Source organism: Nocardioides sp. Iso805N (genome assembly GCF_000364605.1).
Taxonomy (GTDB): Bacteria; Actinomycetota; Actinomycetes; order Propionibacteriales; family Nocardioidaceae; genus Nocardioides.
Genome location: NZ_KB822576.1, coordinates 133,290 through 152,347 on the forward strand (window position 1 = coordinate 133,290; position 19,058 = coordinate 152,347).

The following is a 19,058-nucleotide window of genomic DNA, read 5'->3' on the forward strand; positions in this document are numbered from 1 at the left end:
CACACCCGAAACGGGCGAGCCGGTAGCAGGCCCGCTCCCAACATCGTTTCCAGGCATCGTTCCAGCGCCCGCGAGAGCGTCCGCAAGAGAGGAAAGCGCGATGAGCGGCACGAACGACCCAGAGCCCGAAGCCCAGCGCGACCCGGAGGCCGAGCGCGACGCCGAGCGGCTGCGTCGGCTCCGGGCCGAGGTCTCGGGCCTCGAGTCGAAGCTGGGCGACCCTCCGGGCGGGGCGGAAGACGGGAGCGGGCGGCGTACGTCGCGGACCGGCTGGTGGCGACTCCCGGTCGTGACGGTCTGCCTGGTGCTGCTCGCGCTGATCGCACCTCTCTCCATCGTGGCGACGTGGGCCCATGACGAGGTCTCGGACACCGACAGGTATGTCTCCACGGTCGCCCCGCTCGCCCGGGACCCGCAGCTGCAGAAGGCGATCACCGCCCGGATCACCAACGAGATCACCTCCCGCGTCGATGTCAGCGGCCTCACCGCCAGCGCGGTCGCGGCACTGCAGCAACGCGGCGCACCGCCGGCGGCCGCCCTGGGCCTCCGGGCGCTGAGCGGGCCGCTCGCCGATGCCCTGGACGGCTGGATCAGCAAGCAGGTCCACAAGATCGTCTCCTCGGACACCTTCGCAACCGCCTGGGACGAGGCCAACCGCCAGGCACACAGCCAGATGGTCGCGCTGCTGACCGGGAAGGGGCGTGTCGCCCAGGTCCAGGACGGGGCCGTCCGGGTCAATCTGGCCGCCTTCATCGACACCGTCAAGGCGCAGCTGGTGTCGGCGGGATTCGGCCTGGCCGCGAACATCCCCACCGTGAATGCCGAGTTCGTCGTGATGCAGTCCGCCGACCTGGAGAAGGCACAGAAGGGCTTCCGGGCGCTGTCGGCGCTGGCCCACACCCTGCCGGTGATCGGCGTGCTGCTGCTGGTCGCAGCGATCGCGGTGGCGCGCAACCGGCGTCGTACGGTCCTCGCGGCGGCGATCGTCATCGCGGCCTCGATGCTGCTCCTGGGCATCGCCCTCAACGGCGCGCGCAGCTTCTACCTCGACGCCCTCTCCGGCCAGCAGGTCTCGCAGTCCACCGCCCAGCTCTTCTACGACACGCTCGTCCGCTTCATCCGGTTCAACCTCAGGGCGTTGCTGGTGCTCTCGCTCGCGGTCGCCCTGATCGCCTGGCTGATCGGGCCCTCCCCCTCCGCGAGCGCCGTACGCCGCGGCAGCGGCCGGATGCTGGACACGGCACGAACAGGCTCTGACCGGCTCGGCTTCGACACCGGGGCGATCGGCACCTTCCTGCACCGCAACCGGCGGGCGGTGCGGATCGCCGTCGCCGCAGCGGTGATCGTCATCTACGCCCTTGCCGACCACCCCACCGGCTCCTGGACGCTGTGGCTGATCGTGGTAGCCGCACTGATCCTGCTGGTCCTCGAGGTCATCGCCCGGATGGCACCGCGCGAGCCCGCGCCGATCACCACCCCGGACGGGCACGACGCGGCCAACCCGCCCGTGTGAGGTGACGTCGGCACGCCGTGCGCGAGCCGACCTGCGTGTCCCGTGGTCGGGCGCCGCCACTACTCACCCGAGCCGGGTGATGTTGCCGGTGGGCTGCACCGTCAGCGTGGGACCGTGCCCAAGCAACGACCCGCGTGGTGGTGCCCCTCGATGCGCGACTACCAGCACGTCTGGCTGCGCGCCGACGTCATCGCGGGCCTGACCGCCGGCACCGTGGTGATCCCGCAGGCCATGGCCTACGCCACCATCGCCGGGCTGCCCGTGCAGGTCGGTCTCTACACCTGCCTGGTGCCGATGGCCGTCTACGCACTCTTTGGTGGCGCCCGGGCGCTCAGCGTCTCCACAACCTCGACCATCGCAGTGCTGGTCGCCTCTGCGCTCACCGCCCTGCCGGCGCACTCCGTCGACACGGCCGCCCACCAGGTGCAGGCGGCGGCCACGCTGACCTTCATGGTCGGCGTGTGCCTGCTGGGGATGCGGCTGCTGCGCCTGGGCAGCCTGGTCGAGATGGTCTCGCCGGCCACGCTGAGCGGCATCCGGGTCGGCGTCGGGCTCACCGTCGCGGCCAGCCAGCTGCCGGCGTTGCTGGGCGTGACGTCCGACCCTGATGACGACGGCTTCTTCGGACGTGTCGGCGACGTCCTGGGCAAGCTGGAGAGCGTCAACGGCCCGACCGTGGCCATCAGTGCCGTCTGCCTCGTCGTGCTGCTCGCGCTGCGCCGGTTCGCTCCGCGCGTCCCGGGCCCGCTGCTGGTGGTGGCGGCCGGCATCGCGCTCGTGGCACTCACCGCGGTCGAGGACCACGGGGTCGCGCTGATCGACAAGGTGCCGCGGGGTCTTCCCGACGTACAGCTGCCGGTGGCGGGCGACATCCTGGACCTGCTGCCCGCTGCCCTGGCGATCGCGGTGATGGCCTTCTTGGAGACGGTGCTGGTCTCTCGGACCAATCGCCGCCGCGGGGAGCCGGCGATCGACGTCGACCAGGAGCTGGTGGCGGTGGGCCTGGCGTCGCTGGGCGGCGGCCTCACCCAGACGCTGCCCCCGGCCGGCGGGCTGTCGCAGTCGGCGGTGAACCTGCGGGCAGGCGCCCGCTCGCAGGTGGCCCAGCTCGCCACCGTCGTCCTCGCTCTACTGGTCGCTCTGGTGCTCGCGCCCGTGCTCGACGACCTGCCCCGGTGCGTGCTGGCAGCGGTGGTGTTCGTCGCGGTCATCGGCCTGCTCGACGCCACCGACTTCGTCGACTACGCGCGCATCGACCGCGCCGAGCTCTGGATCGCGCTGATCGTGGCGGCCATCGGCCTGACCGGCGGCATGCTGGTGGGCGTCGCCGTCGGGCTGGTGCTGACGCTGGTGCTGGTCGTGCGCCACGTCAACCAGCCACGCGTCCGACTCCTCTATCCCCGGCCCGAGGGCGGCTGGACCACCACGCCGCCGGCCGTGGAGGCCGCGCCGCCCGTCGGCGACGTGCTGCTGCTCCATCTCGACGGCAGCCTCTACGCCGGCAACGCGCGCCCCACCGCCGATGCGGTACTGGCGGCAGCAGACACGGCCCAGCCACCGGCGCGGGCGGTCGTCCTGGAGGCGGCCGCCGTGCACGACGTCACCGTTCCCTTCCTGGACGCTCTGCGCACGATGGCGACCGATCTGGAGCAGACGGACTCGGTGCTGGTGGTCGCGGGTCTGGCGCCGGACGCGAGCGCGGTCCTCGACCGCTCGCCGTGGTTCCGCAAGCAGCACGACGCCGGACGCGTGCAGCGCACCGTCGAGGAGGCCCTCGCCTCGATCGGGCCCAGCCCGGCGCCGGTCGTGGGTGACCAGCCTTGACCTAGATGAGCTAGATGAGGTGGTGCCCGCGAGCCAGCGCGAGCGCCTCGCTGCGTCGGGCCGCGCCTAGCTTGGCGTAGAGGTTGCTGACGTGGGTCTTCACGGTGTTCTCCGAGACGAACAGGATCGCGCTGATGTCCGCGTACGTCGCACCCCTCGCCAGCTGCCGCAGCACCTCGCGCTCCCGCGCGCTGAGGACCGGGAGGTGGACGGTCTGGTCGTCCACCTCCTCCAGCGGTGTCGCCGTGCCGGGATCGAAGTAGGTCGCCAGGCTGGTCGCGTCCGCCATCGCCCCGGCCAGCTCCGTGGCCCAGGGGCGCGGCGCCCGTTGGACCAACCGCTCGAGCATCGTCTGAATCGGCGTGCCTTGTCGTGTCCAGCCGAGGAACGGGGCCGCGTTGCGTCGTACCTCGGTCTCGACCACTGCCTGCCACAGGAGCTCCTGGGCCTCGCCGGTCTCTCCGAGCTCGTCGAGCAGCTGGGCGCGGGCGACGAGAGCGATCGGACGGATCACCGGCTGTGCGAAGCTCGCGTCGTCGGCAGCGGCCTCGAAGAGCTCGGCCGCCTGGCGCCGCTCGCCCTCCAGGTCGGCGCGCAAGGCACCTGCCCAGGCAGCCTCGCCGCGGAAGGCGGCGGCCGCGAGCCTGTCCTCGACGGCCTTGAGGGAGGTGCGGTCGCCCGCGAGCGCGGCCAGCGTCGCCTCCGCCACCAGCCACGAGACCCGCAGGTGGTCGGGCAGGGGCCACGAGTCGGGCAGGTCCAAGGGCTGCTGCAGCATCAGCCGTCCGTCCGCCACCGAGCCCTCGACGAGCACGGCGTGCGCGCGCTGCACCTGCAGCCAGAAGACGCTGCACAGGTCCGCCGGGTGGACCCTGGCGTCCTGGAGCGGCGAGACGGGCTGCCAGGGCACGTCGACGCTCCGGGCCAGGCCGAGGGCGAGCTCGAGCCGCCAGCGGGTGAACTGCGGTGACCACGAGCGGGTCGCGTCGATCTGTGCCAACGCCTGGCGAGCGACCTCGGTGCACGCGCGCTCGCGGCCGAGCATGTACTGCGTCAGCGCCAGGTGACTGAGCGCCGCCGCCCTCAACGCGGGCAGCTCCCTCGTCCGCGCGAGACCGGCGGCCGTGACCAGGTTCACCTCGGCCTCGTGAAGGTCACCGAGCCACGCCTGGGTCATCGCGAGCTCGGTCAGCAGCTGCGGCAGGATCGCCGCGCTCACCTCGCTGGCTCTCTCCGCGAGCATGACCCCTCGGGCGAAGCCGACCGCGGGCAGCATCGGCTCTCGGCCTAGGCGGGCGCGCATCAGCCGCGCGCACGCCAGCTCCTCCGAACGCAGGCACCCGACCATGCCCAGGCACTGGTCGAGCCAGCGCTCTGCGGCCGCAGTGTCACCGGCGACCCAGCGCTCGATCGCGAGCGGGAACCACACGCCCGGAACGTGCTCGACCTGCTCGAGATGGTCGCGGGCGAACACAGCCAGACCGGCACCCTCGCCGCGCATCACCATCGAGGCGCCGTACTCGGCGATGAAGGCGGCGCCCTCCTCGGACGCCCGCACCGCCTCCAACCGCGGGAGCGCAAGGTCGGTGTTTCCGGCGGCGGCGTCCAGCAGGACAGCACGTACGACGGTTGCCCGCGCTCCGATGATGTCCACTCCATCAGTGATCAGCCGCCGCCGGACCACCTCGTTGAGCAGCGGGTGCAGGCGGTACTGGACGGCCTCGTCGGCAGCGTCGGTGACGAGCCGGGAGACGAGCAGCCCGGTGCTGTCGAGATCCTCGAGGAGCTCGCCCGCCACCGGATCGTGCGACAGGTGGGCCGCCGTCTGCGGGGTGACCACGCTCTCCGCCGACAGGCACAGCAGCAGGTGCCGCGTCCGTGGCGACAGCGAGGCGAACACGTCGCTCGCCATCTGATCGCCGAAGCGGCTACCACCTTCGACGCACCGCTGTGCGGCCGCGATGGGGTCGGGCGTCACCGCGACGGCCCGCGACGCGAGCACAACCGCGGCGCACCACCCTCGCGCATAGGTCGTGATGGCGTCGACGACCCCGGGCTCCTCGGTGCGTGCGTGCGCGACGATCAGGGCTCGTGCCTCGTCATCGTCGAGCCGCAGGACGTCGCCCCGGATGACAGCGAAGTGGCCGAGGAGCTCGGGCACCAGATGCGCGATCGGCAGATCCCAACGGCTGAGCAGCACCACCCGCATCGAATCTGGGTCGTTGTTGAGCCGATCGTCCAGCGCACGGTGCGACGCCGCGGGCAGGAGGTGGGCGTCGTCGATCACCACCCGGGCAGGCGCCACCTCGTCGGCGCCGTCGGCTCCAGCCGCCTCGTCCAGCAGATCGGTGAGCCGGTCGGGCCCCCAGGTCTCGTCGGCGTGGACCCATCGGGCCGCCGGCTCCCCGCGTTCGGCCGCGGTTCCGAGCCAGCCCGCCACGCCGAAGGTCTTGCCCGCTCCCGCAGGAGCGACCACGAGGGTGACAGCGCACTCGCGCGCCTGGTCCAAGCGCCGACACACCTGGGCCCGCGGCACGTAGACCCGCGGCAGCCGAGGCATCTTGTCGGGGGCGACACGCGGTCGGGGCACACGCGCTCGCGCCTTGGGCTCCGCCTGGTCACGCTTCCGGTCAGCAGCGCGCCCCCTGCTCGTTGCATCCCCGACTGCTGGCGCACGACGTTGGTCCAAGATCGCTTCCCTTCGAACCCGGGGAAGCCCCACTCTTCCCCGCCCGGTCGGTTCATGCTCGAGTCTCACATCGGATCCCGGCCAGCGCGTGCGCCGGTGCTTCGTCTCTTGCCTGCAACCAACGTAGAGCCCGCGGGTGTCCGACGGTCACCCGTTCCGGGTGAAATTTCGGTGACGCCGGGGGTGCCGGCGGTCCCTGTGACGCCACGTCGCGGGTTCCTACTGCAAGGTCGCGGTCAGTCGCATCACGTTGTCGATGCCGACGCTGCGCCACGGCCGACGCCGCCACGCCTCGAGCGTCAGCTCGGTGGAGAGTGCCCGGTAGGTGTCCTGCACCTCGGCGAGCGCGCGCAGTGGACCCGCTCCGGTGATCATCATGACCACCTCGTAGTTGAGCGCGAACGAGCGCATGTCCATGTTGCTCGACCCCACCACGGCGATCCGGTCGTCGACTGAGAAGTGCTTGGCGTGCAGCACGAACGGCTCGGGGTAGAGCCAGATCCGCACACCGGCGACCAGCAGCGCCTCGTAGTAGGAGCGCTGAGCATGGGCGACCATGAACTGGTCCGCGGTCGCGCTGACGAAGAGCTCGACCTCGACACCGCGTTGGGCCGCGGTGGTGACGGCGTACAGCAGCGAGTCGTCCGGGACGAAGTACGGGCTGGTCAGGGAGAGCCGCCGATGCGCGGAGTAGAGCATGCTGGTGAAGAGCCGCAGGTTGTTCTCGGTGACGAACCCCGGACCGCTGGGAATCACCTGGATCCCGACGTCGCCTTCCGCCGGCGGTACGTCGGAGGCCTCGGCCTCGGTGGGCGGCGCCACCAGGTCGGCGAGGTTCTCACCGGTCTCTGTCAGCCAGTCCGTCGCGAAGACGACATCGAGGCTGTGCACGGCCGGCCCCTCGATCCGCGCCACGAGCTCGATCCACTCGCGACCGAGCCGCTGGTTGCCCGGTTTGTCGTAGCAGGGCTCGATGAGGTTCTGCGATCCGCTGAAGGCGAGCCGGCCGTCGACCACCAGGATCTTGCGGTGGTTGCGCAGATCGGGCCGGCGCAGCTCGCCGTGGAGCGGCCGCACCGGGAGCATCGCGGCCCACCGGATCCTGGTCCCTTCCAGGCGCCGGAGGAATTCCTTGTGCACCGGGATCCCCCGCGATCCGAGGTGATCGAACAGCAGCCGCACCTCGACACCCCGCTCGGTCGCGCGGACGAGCTCCTCGAAGAACGGGGCCGTCACCTCGTCCCACGCCGCGATGTAGAACTCCACGTGCACGTAGCGGCTGGCCGAGGCGACGGCATCCGCCATCGCCTGGATCGTCTCGCGGTAGTCGGGGTGGAGCTCGAGCCGGTTGCCATAGGTCATCGGCAGACCCGACAGGTTCTGGTTCAGCACGGTGAAGCCGTGGTCGACGTCGTCGAGGGGGCGGCGCGGGTCGCCGCTGGGCGACTGCCGCGCCACGGCTCCCACGATCGCCCGGTTGACCTCCTCCTGCCCGCGCCGGCGGGAGCGTCCGACACTGGTACGACCGAAGAGGAGGAAGAGCACCAGCCCCAGGAACGGCAGCACCACGATGAGGATCACCCAGGCCATGGCGGTCTGCGGTCGACGCCCGCGTGGCAGCACGAACAGGGCTGCCAGCACGATCGCGATCTGGAGGACCACCACCGCGCCACTGACCAGGGCCGCTATCACCACGCCCTCCCCCGGCTCAGCAGAGCAGCCGGTTGCCGCTCGCATGACAACCTAGGAGCGCGTACGGCATCGACCCTCCCCCGCATCGGGTGAGACGGTTCGAGCGGCCTAAGGTGCTGACAACCCAGCAGGAAGGAAAGTCCCCGCCATGCGACGTACCGTCTTCAACGACGACCACGAGACGTTCCGCAAGACCCTCCGTGCCTTCATCGAGGCCGAGGTCGTGCCGCACTACCAGGAGTGGTTCGACGCCGGGCTCGTCCCACGCGAGTTCTACGCCAAGCTCGCCGATCTCGGCCTCTTCGGCATCGAGGTCCCCGAGGAGTACGGCGGCGCCGGGATCAGCTCGTTCAAGTACGCGGCGATCCAGACCGAGGAGACCGCTCGTGCCGGCGTCGGCTTCGGCGGCTCCGGGGTGCACGTGGCCCTGTGCCTGCCCTACCTGCTCAAGCTCGGCACGCCCGAGCAGCTCGAGGCCTGGATGCCGGGCTTCGTCTCCGGCGAGACGATGTTCGCCATCGCGATGACCGAGCCCGGCACCGGCTCCGACCTGGCCGGCATGCGGACCACCGCGCGCCTCTCCGATGACGGCAGCCACTACGTGCTCAACGGCGCGAAGACGTTCATCACCGGCGGCGTGCACGCCGATCGGGTGATCGTCTGCGCCCGTACCTCGGCGCCGCTGGAGACCGACCGCCGCTTCGGCATCTCGCTGCTCGTGGTCGACACCTCCTCCGAGGGCTACACCGTCGGACGCAAGCTGGACAAGCTCGGTCTGCGCACCTCCGACACGGCCGAGCTGGCCTTCAACGACGTCGTCGTCCCGGCCGAGAACCTGCTGGGCGAGCAGGACAAGGGCTTCTCCTACCTCGGTCAGAACCTCCCGCAGGAGCGGCTCAGCATCGCGTACGGCGCCTACGCGCAGGCGCAGGCCGCGGTCTGGTTCGCGCAGAAGTACACCCAGGAGCGCCAGGTCTTCGGCCAGGCGGTGGCGTCCTTCCAGAACACCAAGTTCGAGCTGGCTGCCTGCCAGGCGAAAGTGGACGCGATGCAGGCCGTCGCGGACCGTGCCCTCGAGGCACTGGACGCCGACGAGCTGACGCCGGCCGAGGCGGCCTCGGCCAAGCTGTTCTGCACCGAGGCAGCCGCCGACGTGATCGACCGATGCCTGCAGCTGCACGGCGGCTACGGCTACATGAACGAGTACCCGATCGCCCGTCTCTACGCCGACAGCCGGGTCAACCGGATCTACGGCGGCACCTCCGAGGTGATGAAGATGATCATCGCCAAGCAGATGGGGCTCTGACGGCGACAGTGGGGCAGGCAGGCCTGCCCCACTGTCATCAGTCCGCTAGGCATCGCGTCCCTGTTGTGGAAGCACATTCGCAGCAGGAGGCAGCATGGCCATCGAGACATCGCCGGACGACGCCCACCCCCACCTCGAGACGTGGGTCCAGATCCTCGTCGAGGCGATGGTCAGGCAAGACGTCGAGGATCTGGACAGGCCGCACGTCGTCCTCACCTGCGACCCGATCGCCGGCGCGACGTTCGTGACCGGCCCGTTCGTCGACGCCGCTGCAGCGCTTGCCGCCGCGTCGCAAGAGGCGGCCTACGACCGCGACGAGCTCGGTGTCAGCCGCCGCCACGAGATCCTTCCCCTCCTCAACCCCGCCCCGCGTCCCTGACGGACCTCGGCTGCGCAATGCGGCCATTGACGTGGCGCGAAGCGGCTGTTGGCGCCGCGTTCCCTCCCCTAGCGTCGAAGCACGGTTCTGTGGGGCCGCCATTCCTTGGGGGAGGAATTCATGTACTCGATCCATGTCACGCGCTGGCGCGCGCAACCTGTCCACGCCACGCTCCGGGCCGCCGGGCCAGACGTCCGCCGCAGGCGGCGCGAGGAGAGCGCTGAGCGTCGATGACACCGCTCGCCGCGTTGGCAGACGCTGAGCTCGTCGAGACGATCCGAGCCGGCCGTGACGAGGACGGAGGCGCCACCGGGGAGCTCTATCGCCGGCATGCGCCGATGGCGCTCCGGCTCGCGCATCGCCTGCGTGGAGCCGACGGCTCTGGCGAGGACCTCGTCTCCGAGGCGTTCCTGCGCAGCTGGCAACGGGTCGTCGCCGGCCACAGGATCGAGTCCTTCAAGAGCTACCTCATGCGTGCCGTGCACAACCTGCACATCGACAGGCTTCGCCGCGATAGGAACCTCGTCCATCTCGAGACCCTCGGCGAGCACGAGCTGGACCTCACCGCCGACTCGCCGGCCGACGAGCTCGACCGCATCGAGCAGGCCGACGAGGTGCGCTCTGCGATGGCCATGGTGAACCCGCGGTATCGCTGCGCCCTGTGGCTCAGCGCCGTCGAGGGCCGTTCCGTCCCCGAGGTCGCCGAGGCCCTCGACGCCAGCCGCAGCACCACCGCCGTGGTGCTCTTCCGAGCGCGCAACGCCTTGCGGGCGGCTTACGCCGACGTGCTCGGCGGCGTCGCCTGAGTCTCTGGGGACGAGGACGTGGCGCGAGCCGCGTCATGACGTCGAAGGCCCCCCATGATCCGAGTCGCCCGGATCAGCGGAGCGCCGGCCAGCGTCTCGGCGGGCGACTCGCCATATCGCTCCCGATACTTCCTCGCGAACCGGCCGTAGTTGCCGAATCCCCACATCGCGGCCACCGCCGTCGCCGAGGCCGACTGCCGGGTCGCGTCGATCAGCGTGCGGTGGGCGCGCTCAAGCCGGACCTGGGTGAGGTAGACGCCTGGGGTCACTCCCACCGCCCTGCGGAAGCCACTCTGCAGCGCCCGCACGCTGAGCCCGACCTCCGCGGCGATGCTCGAGACCGTCAACGGCTCGTGCGCCCGCTCTTGGATGATCTCGACCGCACGCTCCACCGCGGCCGGCCCGACCGGCCGATCCTCGCGCCGCAACAGATCGCTGAACTGGTGGTCGGAGGCCAGCAGCAGCCCCGTCATCACCGCATCCGAGGTCCGCGCAGCCAAGAGCGGGTGCCACCCGGTCGGGCCCTGCTCGGCGGCTTGCTCCGCCGCCTCGGTCGCGAGCGCCTGGACCAGCCGGATCCATTGCGCCCCGATGCCACGATCGAGCCGCATCTGGGTGTCGAACCGGACCTGTCCCTCGACGTCGCGGCCGGTCAGGGCCCGGAGTTGACCCTCGAGTGCGGATCGGACGAACTTGACCCCTAGCAGCCGCTCCTTACCCGACCGCCAGCCGCTGACAGTGCTCAGGGTCGACGGCGTCGCGATGATCCCGACCGACGGGTCCGCGACCAGGCGCTTGCTGCCGATCCGCAGGTCAACGGCACCGTCGATCCCGGCGTTGACGTGGTAGGCGTCCTCCCGCTCCAAGATGCTGTAGACCGTCTCGGTGTCAAAGCGCAGCAGGGCCGTGGCCATCGCCCCGAGGTCGATCACGTGCATGTCCATCCCGAAGCCGGGCGCGGCCAGATCGATCCGGTTCGGGTAGAAGTAACCGGCCGCTCTGGCCGAGGCCTCCTCCGGGTCCCTCGTCCGGATGATCTTCGGCGCGCTCCTCCTCTGACCCACGCCTTCCACCGCGGTGCCCGACATGGTCTCGCCGTGCCGTTCCGGGCCAGCCCCGGACTCTGCGCCCACACCCTCGTCGCCCATCTGTCCTTCCTGTCTCCAGCGATTCCTGGGAGACAGGAAGGAGACGGACGAGCCGTAGCGTTGTGACACAGATCTGGCAGAACTCTCCAGAGCCGGCATCGGGCGCGGCACTTCTCCACAGATCTGAGCCGATGTCACAACCGACCGGGCTCGCGCGTCGAGACTGTGTTCAGGAACGACATCGACCGACCAGGAAGTGCACCGATGAAGACGATGACCTGTCACCAGCTCGGCGGCCCCTGCGACCTGACCCTGCATGGGCAGAGCGCCGACGAGGTGATCAAGGCCCAGGACCGGCACCTGCGGGACATGGTCGCTGAAGGCGACGATGCGCACGTCCCAGCGCGCGAGGAGATGAAGGGACGCTGGAAGCATCCCATCGCCGGCATGGGCTGGTACCGCGACGTCAAGCGGACCTTCGCCGCACTACCCGAGGAGTGAGCGACCGCCACCCGGATCAGGGCAGGGCGAGTACGCCGTCGACCCGGCGAGGCAGCTGCCACGGGTTCGCCGCGCGCGCCGCTTCCGGCAGAGCCGCGTCGGGGACCGACTGGTAGGTCACCGGCCGCACCCACCGACCCAGCGCGGCCGCACCCACCGACGTCGCCGCTGGCGCCGACGTACTCGGCCAGGGGCCGCCGTGCTGCTGCGCCCAGGTCCAGGCCACCCCGGTGGGCCAGTCATCGACGGTGACCCGGCCGACCTTGCCGGCGAGACGGTCGACCAGGTCCGCAGCGCCGGGGTCCGTGCCCGAGCCGTCGGTGACCACCGTCCCCGCCAGGCTGCCCTGCAAGGCGTCCAGAGCGGTCGCGAGCTCGGCGTCGTCGGCGTACTCGACCACGATCGCGACCGGGCCGAAGCACTCCTCCAGGAGCGGCGAGCCGTCCCTCAACGCCCCGGCGGCCGCTCGGAGCACTACCGCGTCCGCCGACCAGCCGGCCCCCGGACCCTTGGCCCGGGCCACCTCGGTGGCGCCGGCCGCGAGCAGTCGCTCGACGCCGTCGATTGCCGCGCTGGCGATCCGCTCGGTGAGCATCGTCGCCGACGGCGCTGCCTCTGTCAGTGCGGCCCCGACAGCCTCGGCGACCCCCTCGCCCGCCGGCGCGAGCAGCATGCCGGGCTTGGTGCAGAACTGCCCCGAGCCCAGGGTGAAGGAGCCGACGAAGCCACGGGCCACCTGCTCCAACCGATCGGGGTGCTCGAGTGCCCTCGGGGTCAGCACCGCCGGATTGACGGTGCCCATCTCGGCAAAGACCGGGATCACCACCGCACGCTCGTTCGCCAGCCGCCACAGTGCCAGACCACCGGCCTGCGAGCCGGTGAACCCCACCGCGGTGATGCCGTCGGCCCGCACCAGCCCTACGCCGGCGTCCATGCCCGCCACCATGCCGAACGCACCCGCCGGCGCACCGGCCTCGGTCAGCGCCGCCGTGGCGATCTCGGCCAGCCGCTCACAGGTCAGCGCGTGCGCCGGGTGCGCCTTGGCGACCACCGGACAGCCCACGGCGAGAGCGGAGGCGGTGTCGTTGCCCAGGACGCCGAAGGCGAAGGGGAAGTTGCTCGCGCCGAAGACTGCCACCGGACCCAGCGACCGGTTGAGCCGGACCAGCTCCGGGCTGGTCGGCGTGGCCGAGTCGACGCTCACACCGAGCCAGGATCCCTCGACCGCGACGCCCGCGTAGAAGCGCAGCTGTGCGGCGGTTCGGCCGACCTCCCCCGTCAGGCGCGGCAGGCCCAGGGCGGTCTCGGTGTCGGCCAGCGCGGCGAGCTCGTCGGCGTGCGCCTCCAGCGCGGTCGCGACGGCGAGCAGCCACCCGGCGCGGGTCGTCGGGGATGCCGCCGCGAGCAACGGTGCCGCAGCACTGGCCGCGGCGACGACCGCATCGACCTCGGCGGGCGTGGTGTCGGGCACCGAACCGGCGACCGTGCCATCTGCCGGTCGGTAGGACGTGATGCTCATGCGGCACCCTCCGCGCTGCATCCGATGACTCGCTCGCTGCGCTCGCTCATGCGAGCGTCGCCACGGCCGCCTCGAGGACGTCCAAGGCGTCGGCGAGCAGGTCCTCGCCGATCACCAACGGCGGCAACAGCCGGATGACGTTGCCGTAGGTGCCGCAGGTCAGGGTGAGCACGCCGTGGGCGTTGGCGTACGCCGCCACCTTCTTCGCCGCCTCCGGCGCAGGCTCCGTGGTGCCCGGACGGACGAACTCCATCGCCAGCATCGCCCCGCGGCCGCGGACGTCACCGACCCAGGAGTCCTCCCCCGTCAGCGCCTCCAGCCTCGGCTTGGCGAGCTGCTCGATCCGGCGCGCCTTGGCCGGCAGGTCATCGCGCTCGATCACCTCCAGGGCCGCCTTCGCGGCCGCGCACGCCACCGGATTTCCGGCGTACGTGCCGCCGAGGCCGCCCGGCGCGACGGCGTCCATGATCTCGGCACGGCCGGTGACCGCCGAGAGCGGCATCCCGCCGGCGAGCGCCTTGGCCGTCGTGACGATGTCCGGCACAACGCCCTCGTGGTCCACGGCGAACATGGTGCCGGTGCGACCCAGGCCGGACTGGATCTCGTCGGCGACGAAGACGATGCCGTGCTCCTTGGCGAAGGCCGCGACCTTCGGCAGGTAGCCATCCGGCGGCACGACGAAGCCGCCCTCGCCCTGGACCGGCTCGACCACGATCGCGGCCACGTTGTGCGCGCCGATCTGCGAGGTGATCACGTCGACGAGCTGGTCGAACGCCTCCTGCGCGACGTTGTCCGGGTCCCCCACCCAGCGGAACGGGTACGGCGAGGGCACCCGGTAGATCTCGGGCGCATAGGGCCCGAAGCCTTCCTTGTACGGCACGTTCTTCGCCGTCATGGTCATCGTCAGCAGGGTGCGACCGTGATAGGCGTGCGAGAGCACGACCACCGCGCTGCGGCCGGTGTAGCTGCGCGCGATCTTGATCGCGTTCTCCACCGCCTCCGCACCCGTGCTGAACAGGCCGGTCCGCTTCTCGTGGTCGCCCGGGGTGAGCCGGTTGAGCGCGGTCGCGACGTCGACCGCGCTCTCGTACTCGGTGACCATGAAGCAGGTGTGGGTGAACCGCTCGGCCTGCGCCTGCACCGCCGCGACCACCTCGGGATGCGAGGCGCCGACGCTGGTCACCGCGATGCCCGAGGCGAGGTCGATGAGGTGGTTGCCGTCGACGTCGACGACGATGCCACCGCCGGCCTCCGCGACGAAGATCGGCAGACTCACGCCGAACCCGGCCGCGAACGCCGCGCCCCGTTGCTCGTGCAGCTTGACCGACTTCGGCCCCGGGATCTCGGTGACGAGGATGCGCTTCTGCTCGGGGGTGGCCATGGCCGTCTCCTCTGGTGCGTTGTCGGGATGGAGGCAGCGGGCGGCTGCCATCGACGTGGACGGTCCCCATGCTGCCACCATCCGCCATCCGTGACTGTTGCCAGCGGACTGCTCGGCGCGGGATCCTCGGGCAGCGGAGCATCCCCTCGACGGCCACTCGGCCCCGGGGTCTCCGGGCGATGGGGGTCGAAGGGGTTGAGCAGACTACGTGCCGTCGGCGCACCGAGCGAGGGACGAGCAGAACGACGGGCCCTCGGCCGGGCCGCGCGCGGGGTGGTGCCGCGCAAGCGTCTCGGCGGGTGGGAGCAGGCGAGCCGCGGGCACGACGCGCTGGAGACGATCCTCGAGCAGAACACCACCCGGGTCCGCGACCTGGTTCCCATCCGGATGTGGCGGATGGCGGCGTCGCCGTGGACCTACTACCGCGGCGCGGCAGCGGTGATGGCGGCCGACCTCGCCTCGACGCCGAACACCGGCATCGACGTCCAGCTCTGTGGCGACGCCCACGTGCTCAACTTCGGCCTGTGGGCCACACCGGAGCGGCAGCTCTCCTTCGACCTGCGCGACTTCGACGAGACGGTGCGCGGGCCGTTCGAGTGGGACGTGAAGCGCTACCTCGCCAGCCTGGTCGTCCTCGCTCGGGACAACGGGCTGCCCGCGAAGGTCGCCCGCGCGGCGGTCAGCGCGGCGATGACGGCGTACGCCGAGCAGATCGCGCGCTACGCGAGCGCAGGCGAGCTCGCCATCTGGTACGACGTGATCACCTCCGAGGAGCTGCTCGAACTCTTCGCACCCGAGCACCGGGAGAAGGCGGCGCGGCGGCTGACCAAGCAGGCCAACCGCCGTACCAGCGCCGGCGCTGCCCGCAAGCTGGTCCACCAGGTCGAGGGCCATCTGCAGATCGTCGAGGACCCGCCGATCCGGATCCGACTGGCGAACCTGCGTCCCGAGATGGACGTGTCGGTGTCGGTCCTCACCGTGCTGCAGCAGTACCACGACAGCCTGCCCTACGAGCGCCGCTACCTGCTGGACCGGTTCAGCTTCGTCGATGCCGCCCGCCAGGTCGTCGGTGTCGGGAGCGTCGGCATGCAGGTCTACCTGGCCCTGTTCGAGGGTCGCAACGGCACCGACCCACTGTTCCTCCAGGTCAAGCAGGCCGGCCCGTCGGTCTACGAGAAGTTCCTCGGCGACAGCCCCTACGCCACCCACGGCGAGCGGGTGATCAGCGGCAAGCGACTGATCCAGGCGGCGAGCGACATCTTCCTGGGCTGGACCAGCTACCAGGGCGCCGACTTCTACGTGCGGCAGTTCCGTGACATGAAGGTCATCCCCGACAGTCGAGCGGTCGCTCCCTACCTGGTGCCGTTCGCACGGCAGTGCGGCCGGGTGCTGGCCCGGGCCCATGCCCGCACCGGGGATGCGCTGACTATCGCGTCCTACCTGGGGACGGGCACCGCCTTCGCGGAGACAATGACCGCCTTCGCCTTCGCCTACGCCGACCAGACCGAGCACGATCACGGCCAGCTGGCCGGCGCGATCAGCGCCGGGAGGGTGCCGGTGGAGCAGGGCTGATCCCCGGTCGGGCTACTCCTCGAGCAGCAGCCGCATCTTCGTCAGGCTGCGCCGCAGCAGCCGGGAGACCTGCATCTGCGAGACGCCGAGGACGCGCGCGATCTCGGCCTGGGTCTTGCCATCGGTGAACCGCAGCGTGACCGCCTGTCGCTCCGCCTCGCTCAGCTCGGCGATGGCCTCGCTGAGGTCGACCCGATCCTCGACGCTGCCGTACCCACGCTCCTCCGCCGCGACGAGGTGCTGCAGCGAGCCACCTGAGGGATCGATGAGCGGCTCCAGGGAGCGACCCTCGCGGCTGCGTCCGACCTCGATCGTCTCCACCACCTCCTCAGCGCTGGCGCCGATCCTGGTGGCGAGCTCGGAGATCGTGGGCGCTCTGCCGAGCTCCTGGCTCAGCCGCTCCCGCGCCTCGATGACGGCGCTCTGCAGCTCCTGAGCGCGGCGCGGTGCGCGAACCAGCGAGCCCGAGTCGCGCAGATAGCGCTTGATCTCGCCCAGGATCATCGGTGCGGCATAGGTGACGAACTCGTGGCCCCGTTGCGGCTCGAACCTGTCGACCGCCTTGATCAGGCCCACCGATCCGACCTGCACGAGGTCCTCCAGCGCGCCCTTGCGCCCGGCCAGGCGGCTGGCCAGGTAACCGACCAGCGGGAGGTTCGTCTCGATGATCTCCTCGCGGACAGCGCGGTACTCATCGACCCCGATCCCCGGTGCCGACAAGCGTTCAAAGAGCCGCCCGACCTCCTCCGACTTCCTCGAGGTCCAGCGGGATTCGTCCTGCGTCACGAAAGCGTGCCCTCCCGGCGCCGCGTGACAGCGATCGCGATGACGTCGCCGTCGGGTCGCACGGAGACATCGGAGTCGATGGCAGTGAGCATCATCCAGGGTAGTCCGGTGCGGTCCACCGCACTGCCCTCGGCACAGGGCGCGCTCAGCTCGAAGCCGACGCAGCCCTCATCCACCTCGAAGGTGGCGGTCAACATCTGGGGGTCGGCGTCAGTGGAAGCGTCGGAGTGCGCACCGTCCGCACCGCGAAGGAGCGGCAGCAGCAGGATGGCGGCCTCGTCGACGGCCATCTGGAGCTCTTCGGCGTCCTCCAGTGCCAGATCGGCGAGCACGGCCATCGATCGACTCATCGCTCGGATCGAGGCGACGAAGTCCGGGTGCGCAGGCACCTTCACCGTCACGGCCGACGAGGGCCAGGAGACGTTGCCAGGGAAGATCATTGCTACCTCACTGCCGCTCGCGCGGCACCCGGGGCTCGGAAGTCCCCCGGACCCGAGGGGCGCGGGGGCGTGACCGATCAGTTCAGTACGGCGCCGCGCCTCACGCGTCACCCTGCCGAGCGGCGAACAGGTCCGTGATGCCGGCCACGGCCAGTACGCGGTCCACGGCCGCCGACTGTCCGACCACCACGACCTCGGTGCCGACGCTGGCCGCAGCGCGCCGAATCTCGAGCAGCGCGCTGATCCCGGTGGAGTCGAGGAACGTGACTCCACTGAGGTCCAGCCGCACCGGGCCGCTACGACCGGTCGCCGTCCACGCATCGGCGGCCGCGACGAACTCGTGCGCCGTCGCCAGATCCACGTCGCCGGTGATCACGAGGACGTCCTGACCGGTCGCGTCGATCTCGCGTGTTGCTGCGAAGAGGGGCACGACGCTCATCCTAACGATCCACCGTGCTGGCACCGACCAGCGACGGAACGGGGGTCCACACCTGGCCCAGGCCGGTGACCTCGAAGATGCGCTCGACCCGGGCCGAGCGCGGCGCCACCACCATCGCGACGTTGCGGGCAGCAGCCTCGCGGGACAGCTCGACGATCGAGCCGATACCGGTGGAGTCGATGAAGTCCACGCCCGCCATGTCGAGGGTCAGCGAGCCGCCCCGTGCGAGCGCGTCGCGGCCGGCCTCGACCAGCGCCTCGCGGGTGACCAGATCCACAGATCCTTCGAGAGTCAAGGTGCAGTTGCCCTCGTCGTCTCGTCGCGTGATCGTCAGCTTCATACCTTCTCCCCTGCCCTCTCATCTTGGTCCCACGTCGCATTCTCGACCGTGAGACGGAACCACACCGTCTTGCCCTCGCGCCCTTGGTCGACGTCCACGCCCCACTGGTCAGCGAGTCGTTGCACGATCCCGAGGCCGCGCCCCGATGCGGCCGACGGGTCGCCGATCCCGGTCCGCACCAGGGGCAGGCCGACCCCGTCGTCGTGCACGGCGACAGTCAACGCCCCGTCGTGCAGCGAGACCGTCAGGAGCGCGAGCCCAGCGCCATGACGTACGGCGTTGCTCATCAACTCCGAGACCAGCAGCGCAGCATCGTCACGCAGTCCCTGGGGCAGTCGCGCCCCGACCGTGGCCACGACGGTGCGCGCCGTGCCGATCGAGGTAGGGACGGCAGGCAGCTCGAGGGACTCCCGACGTTCGATCATGGCGCCGTCAGCTCCGTGGGCGATGCCACTAGCCGGTCGGATGGCTGTGCCACTCGCAGGGTTCCTCTCGTTCAAAAGCGACGAGACGATCACACACGGTTGAAAGCGCGATCGTCGCCGTCGGCCCACCATCGGAGCGGCGAAGCGTCTGTGTCGGGGCCGGTGCGCCCCCATGAGGGTCGGTCGCATTATGCCGCACTGTCCAGGTTCGTCGCGCCACACCAGCACTCGAACTGCCGGAGGGCCACACCGTCATCGAAGACCACCTCGGCGACGCGCCAGTCGTGGCCGTGGGCGCTCCCCTCGCCAACAGCAGCTCTCGCCACGGTGCTCCCCCTCTGGTCGTACAGCCGGTCCC

Annotated in this window: 17 protein-coding genes; 7 read left to right on the plus strand and 10 right to left on the minus strand. The window is 70.8% G+C overall.

Annotated elements, in window-relative coordinates:
• Positions 1 to 100: 100 nt before the first annotated feature.
• Together H036_RS21810 and H036_RS21815 are read left to right on the plus strand one after the other, a co-directional pair.
• Complete coding sequence (locus H036_RS21810) at positions 101 to 1,513, plus strand: hypothetical protein (protein WP_017933659.1); 1,413 nt, start codon at positions 101 to 103, stop codon at positions 1,511 to 1,513.
• A 114-nt stretch (positions 1,514 to 1,627) separates the two neighbouring features.
• On the plus strand, positions 1,628 to 3,337 hold the full coding sequence (locus H036_RS21815) for a SulP family inorganic anion transporter (RefSeq protein ID WP_198289900.1): 1,710 nt from the start codon (positions 1,628 to 1,630) through the stop codon (positions 3,335 to 3,337).
• A gap of 10 nt (positions 3,338 to 3,347) precedes the next feature.
• Here the strand turns inward: H036_RS21815 and H036_RS25860 are convergent, their stop codons facing one another.
• Together H036_RS25860 and cls are read right to left on the minus strand one after the other, a co-directional pair.
• Positions 3,348 to 5,927 (minus strand): helix-turn-helix transcriptional regulator, encoded by a 2,580-nt coding sequence (locus tag H036_RS25860; RefSeq protein WP_017933661.1) that lies wholly within the window; start codon positions 5,925 to 5,927, stop codon positions 3,348 to 3,350.
• Between the two features lie 318 nt (positions 5,928 to 6,245).
• Entirely contained in the window at positions 6,246 to 7,763 is a 1,518-nt protein-coding gene (gene cls / locus H036_RS0104885) for a cardiolipin synthase (protein WP_051068604.1), read from the minus strand.
• Positions 7,764 to 7,866: 103 nt separating this feature from the next.
• Between cls and H036_RS0104890 the strand changes: the two genes are divergently transcribed.
• From H036_RS0104890 to H036_RS0104900, 3 genes are all read left to right on the plus strand, one after another.
• Complete coding sequence (locus H036_RS0104890) at positions 7,867 to 9,024, plus strand: acyl-CoA dehydrogenase family protein (RefSeq protein ID WP_017933663.1); 1,158 nt, start codon at positions 7,867 to 7,869, stop codon at positions 9,022 to 9,024.
• 94 nt (positions 9,025 to 9,118) lie between these two features.
• The gene (locus H036_RS0104895) at positions 9,119 to 9,403 is read left to right on the plus strand and encodes a hypothetical protein (RefSeq protein ID WP_017933664.1); all 285 of its coding nucleotides are present in this window, start codon (positions 9,119 to 9,121) and stop codon (positions 9,401 to 9,403) included.
• Between the two features lie 230 nt (positions 9,404 to 9,633).
• The gene (locus tag H036_RS0104900) at positions 9,634 to 10,209 is read left to right on the plus strand and encodes an RNA polymerase sigma factor (RefSeq protein WP_017933665.1); all 576 of its coding nucleotides are present in this window, start codon (positions 9,634 to 9,636) and stop codon (positions 10,207 to 10,209) included.
• On the opposite strand, the gene H036_RS21825 is transcribed toward H036_RS0104900, so the two are convergent.
• Positions 10,179 to 11,357, minus strand: a complete 1,179-nt coding sequence (locus tag H036_RS21825) for an AraC family transcriptional regulator (RefSeq protein ID WP_017933666.1) — start codon at positions 11,355 to 11,357, stop codon at positions 10,179 to 10,181. The two genes, H036_RS0104900 and H036_RS21825, sit on opposite strands and share 31 nt — an antisense overlap.
• Before the next feature lie 204 nt (positions 11,358 to 11,561).
• Here H036_RS21825 and H036_RS0104910 point away from each other — a divergent pair, with 204 nt between their 5' ends.
• Complete coding sequence (locus H036_RS0104910; protein ID WP_017933667.1) at positions 11,562 to 11,798, plus strand: hypothetical protein; 237 nt, start codon at positions 11,562 to 11,564, stop codon at positions 11,796 to 11,798.
• Between the two features lie 16 nt (positions 11,799 to 11,814).
• Here the strand turns inward: H036_RS0104910 and H036_RS0104915 are convergent, their stop codons facing one another.
• Complete coding sequence (locus H036_RS0104915; RefSeq protein ID WP_017933668.1) at positions 11,815 to 13,317, minus strand: aldehyde dehydrogenase family protein; 1,503 nt, start codon at positions 13,315 to 13,317, stop codon at positions 11,815 to 11,817.
• A 46-nt stretch (positions 13,318 to 13,363) separates the two neighbouring features.
• Positions 13,364 to 14,698, minus strand: a complete 1,335-nt coding sequence (gene gabT / locus H036_RS0104920) for a 4-aminobutyrate--2-oxoglutarate transaminase (RefSeq protein ID WP_017933669.1) — start codon at positions 14,696 to 14,698, stop codon at positions 13,364 to 13,366.
• Positions 14,699 to 14,788: 90 nt separating this feature from the next.
• Between gabT and H036_RS21830 the strand changes: the two genes are divergently transcribed.
• Positions 14,789 to 16,270: a DUF2252 domain-containing protein gene (locus H036_RS21830; protein ID WP_232421805.1), complete on the plus strand. Its 1,482-nt coding sequence runs from the start codon at positions 14,789 to 14,791 to the stop codon at positions 16,268 to 16,270.
• A 12-nt stretch (positions 16,271 to 16,282) separates the two neighbouring features.
• On the opposite strand, the gene H036_RS21835 is transcribed toward H036_RS21830, so the two are convergent.
• The 5 genes from H036_RS21835 to H036_RS21850 all read right to left on the minus strand — a co-directional run bounded on the left by H036_RS21835 (position 16,283) and on the right by H036_RS21850 (position 18,700).
• On the minus strand, positions 16,283 to 17,056 hold the full coding sequence (locus H036_RS21835; RefSeq protein ID WP_157417065.1) for a SigB/SigF/SigG family RNA polymerase sigma factor: 774 nt from the start codon (positions 17,054 to 17,056) through the stop codon (positions 16,283 to 16,285).
• A complete protein-coding gene (locus H036_RS25255; protein WP_017933672.1) occupies positions 17,053 to 17,496 on the minus strand; it encodes a hypothetical protein in 444 nt (147 codons plus the stop codon). Before H036_RS25255 ends, H036_RS21835 begins: the two co-directional genes overlap by 4 nt.
• A gap of 100 nt (positions 17,497 to 17,596) precedes the next feature.
• The gene (locus H036_RS21840) at positions 17,597 to 17,935 is read right to left on the minus strand and encodes an STAS domain-containing protein (protein ID WP_017933673.1); all 339 of its coding nucleotides are present in this window, start codon (positions 17,933 to 17,935) and stop codon (positions 17,597 to 17,599) included.
• A 1-nt stretch (position 17,936) separates the two neighbouring features.
• Positions 17,937 to 18,275 (minus strand): STAS domain-containing protein, encoded by a 339-nt coding sequence (locus H036_RS24215; protein ID WP_017933674.1) that lies wholly within the window; start codon positions 18,273 to 18,275, stop codon positions 17,937 to 17,939.
• Entirely contained in the window at positions 18,272 to 18,700 is a 429-nt protein-coding gene (locus H036_RS21850) for an ATP-binding protein (RefSeq protein WP_017933675.1), read from the minus strand. Before H036_RS21850 ends, H036_RS24215 begins: the two co-directional genes overlap by 4 nt.
• Positions 18,701 to 19,058: the final 358 nt, after the last annotated feature.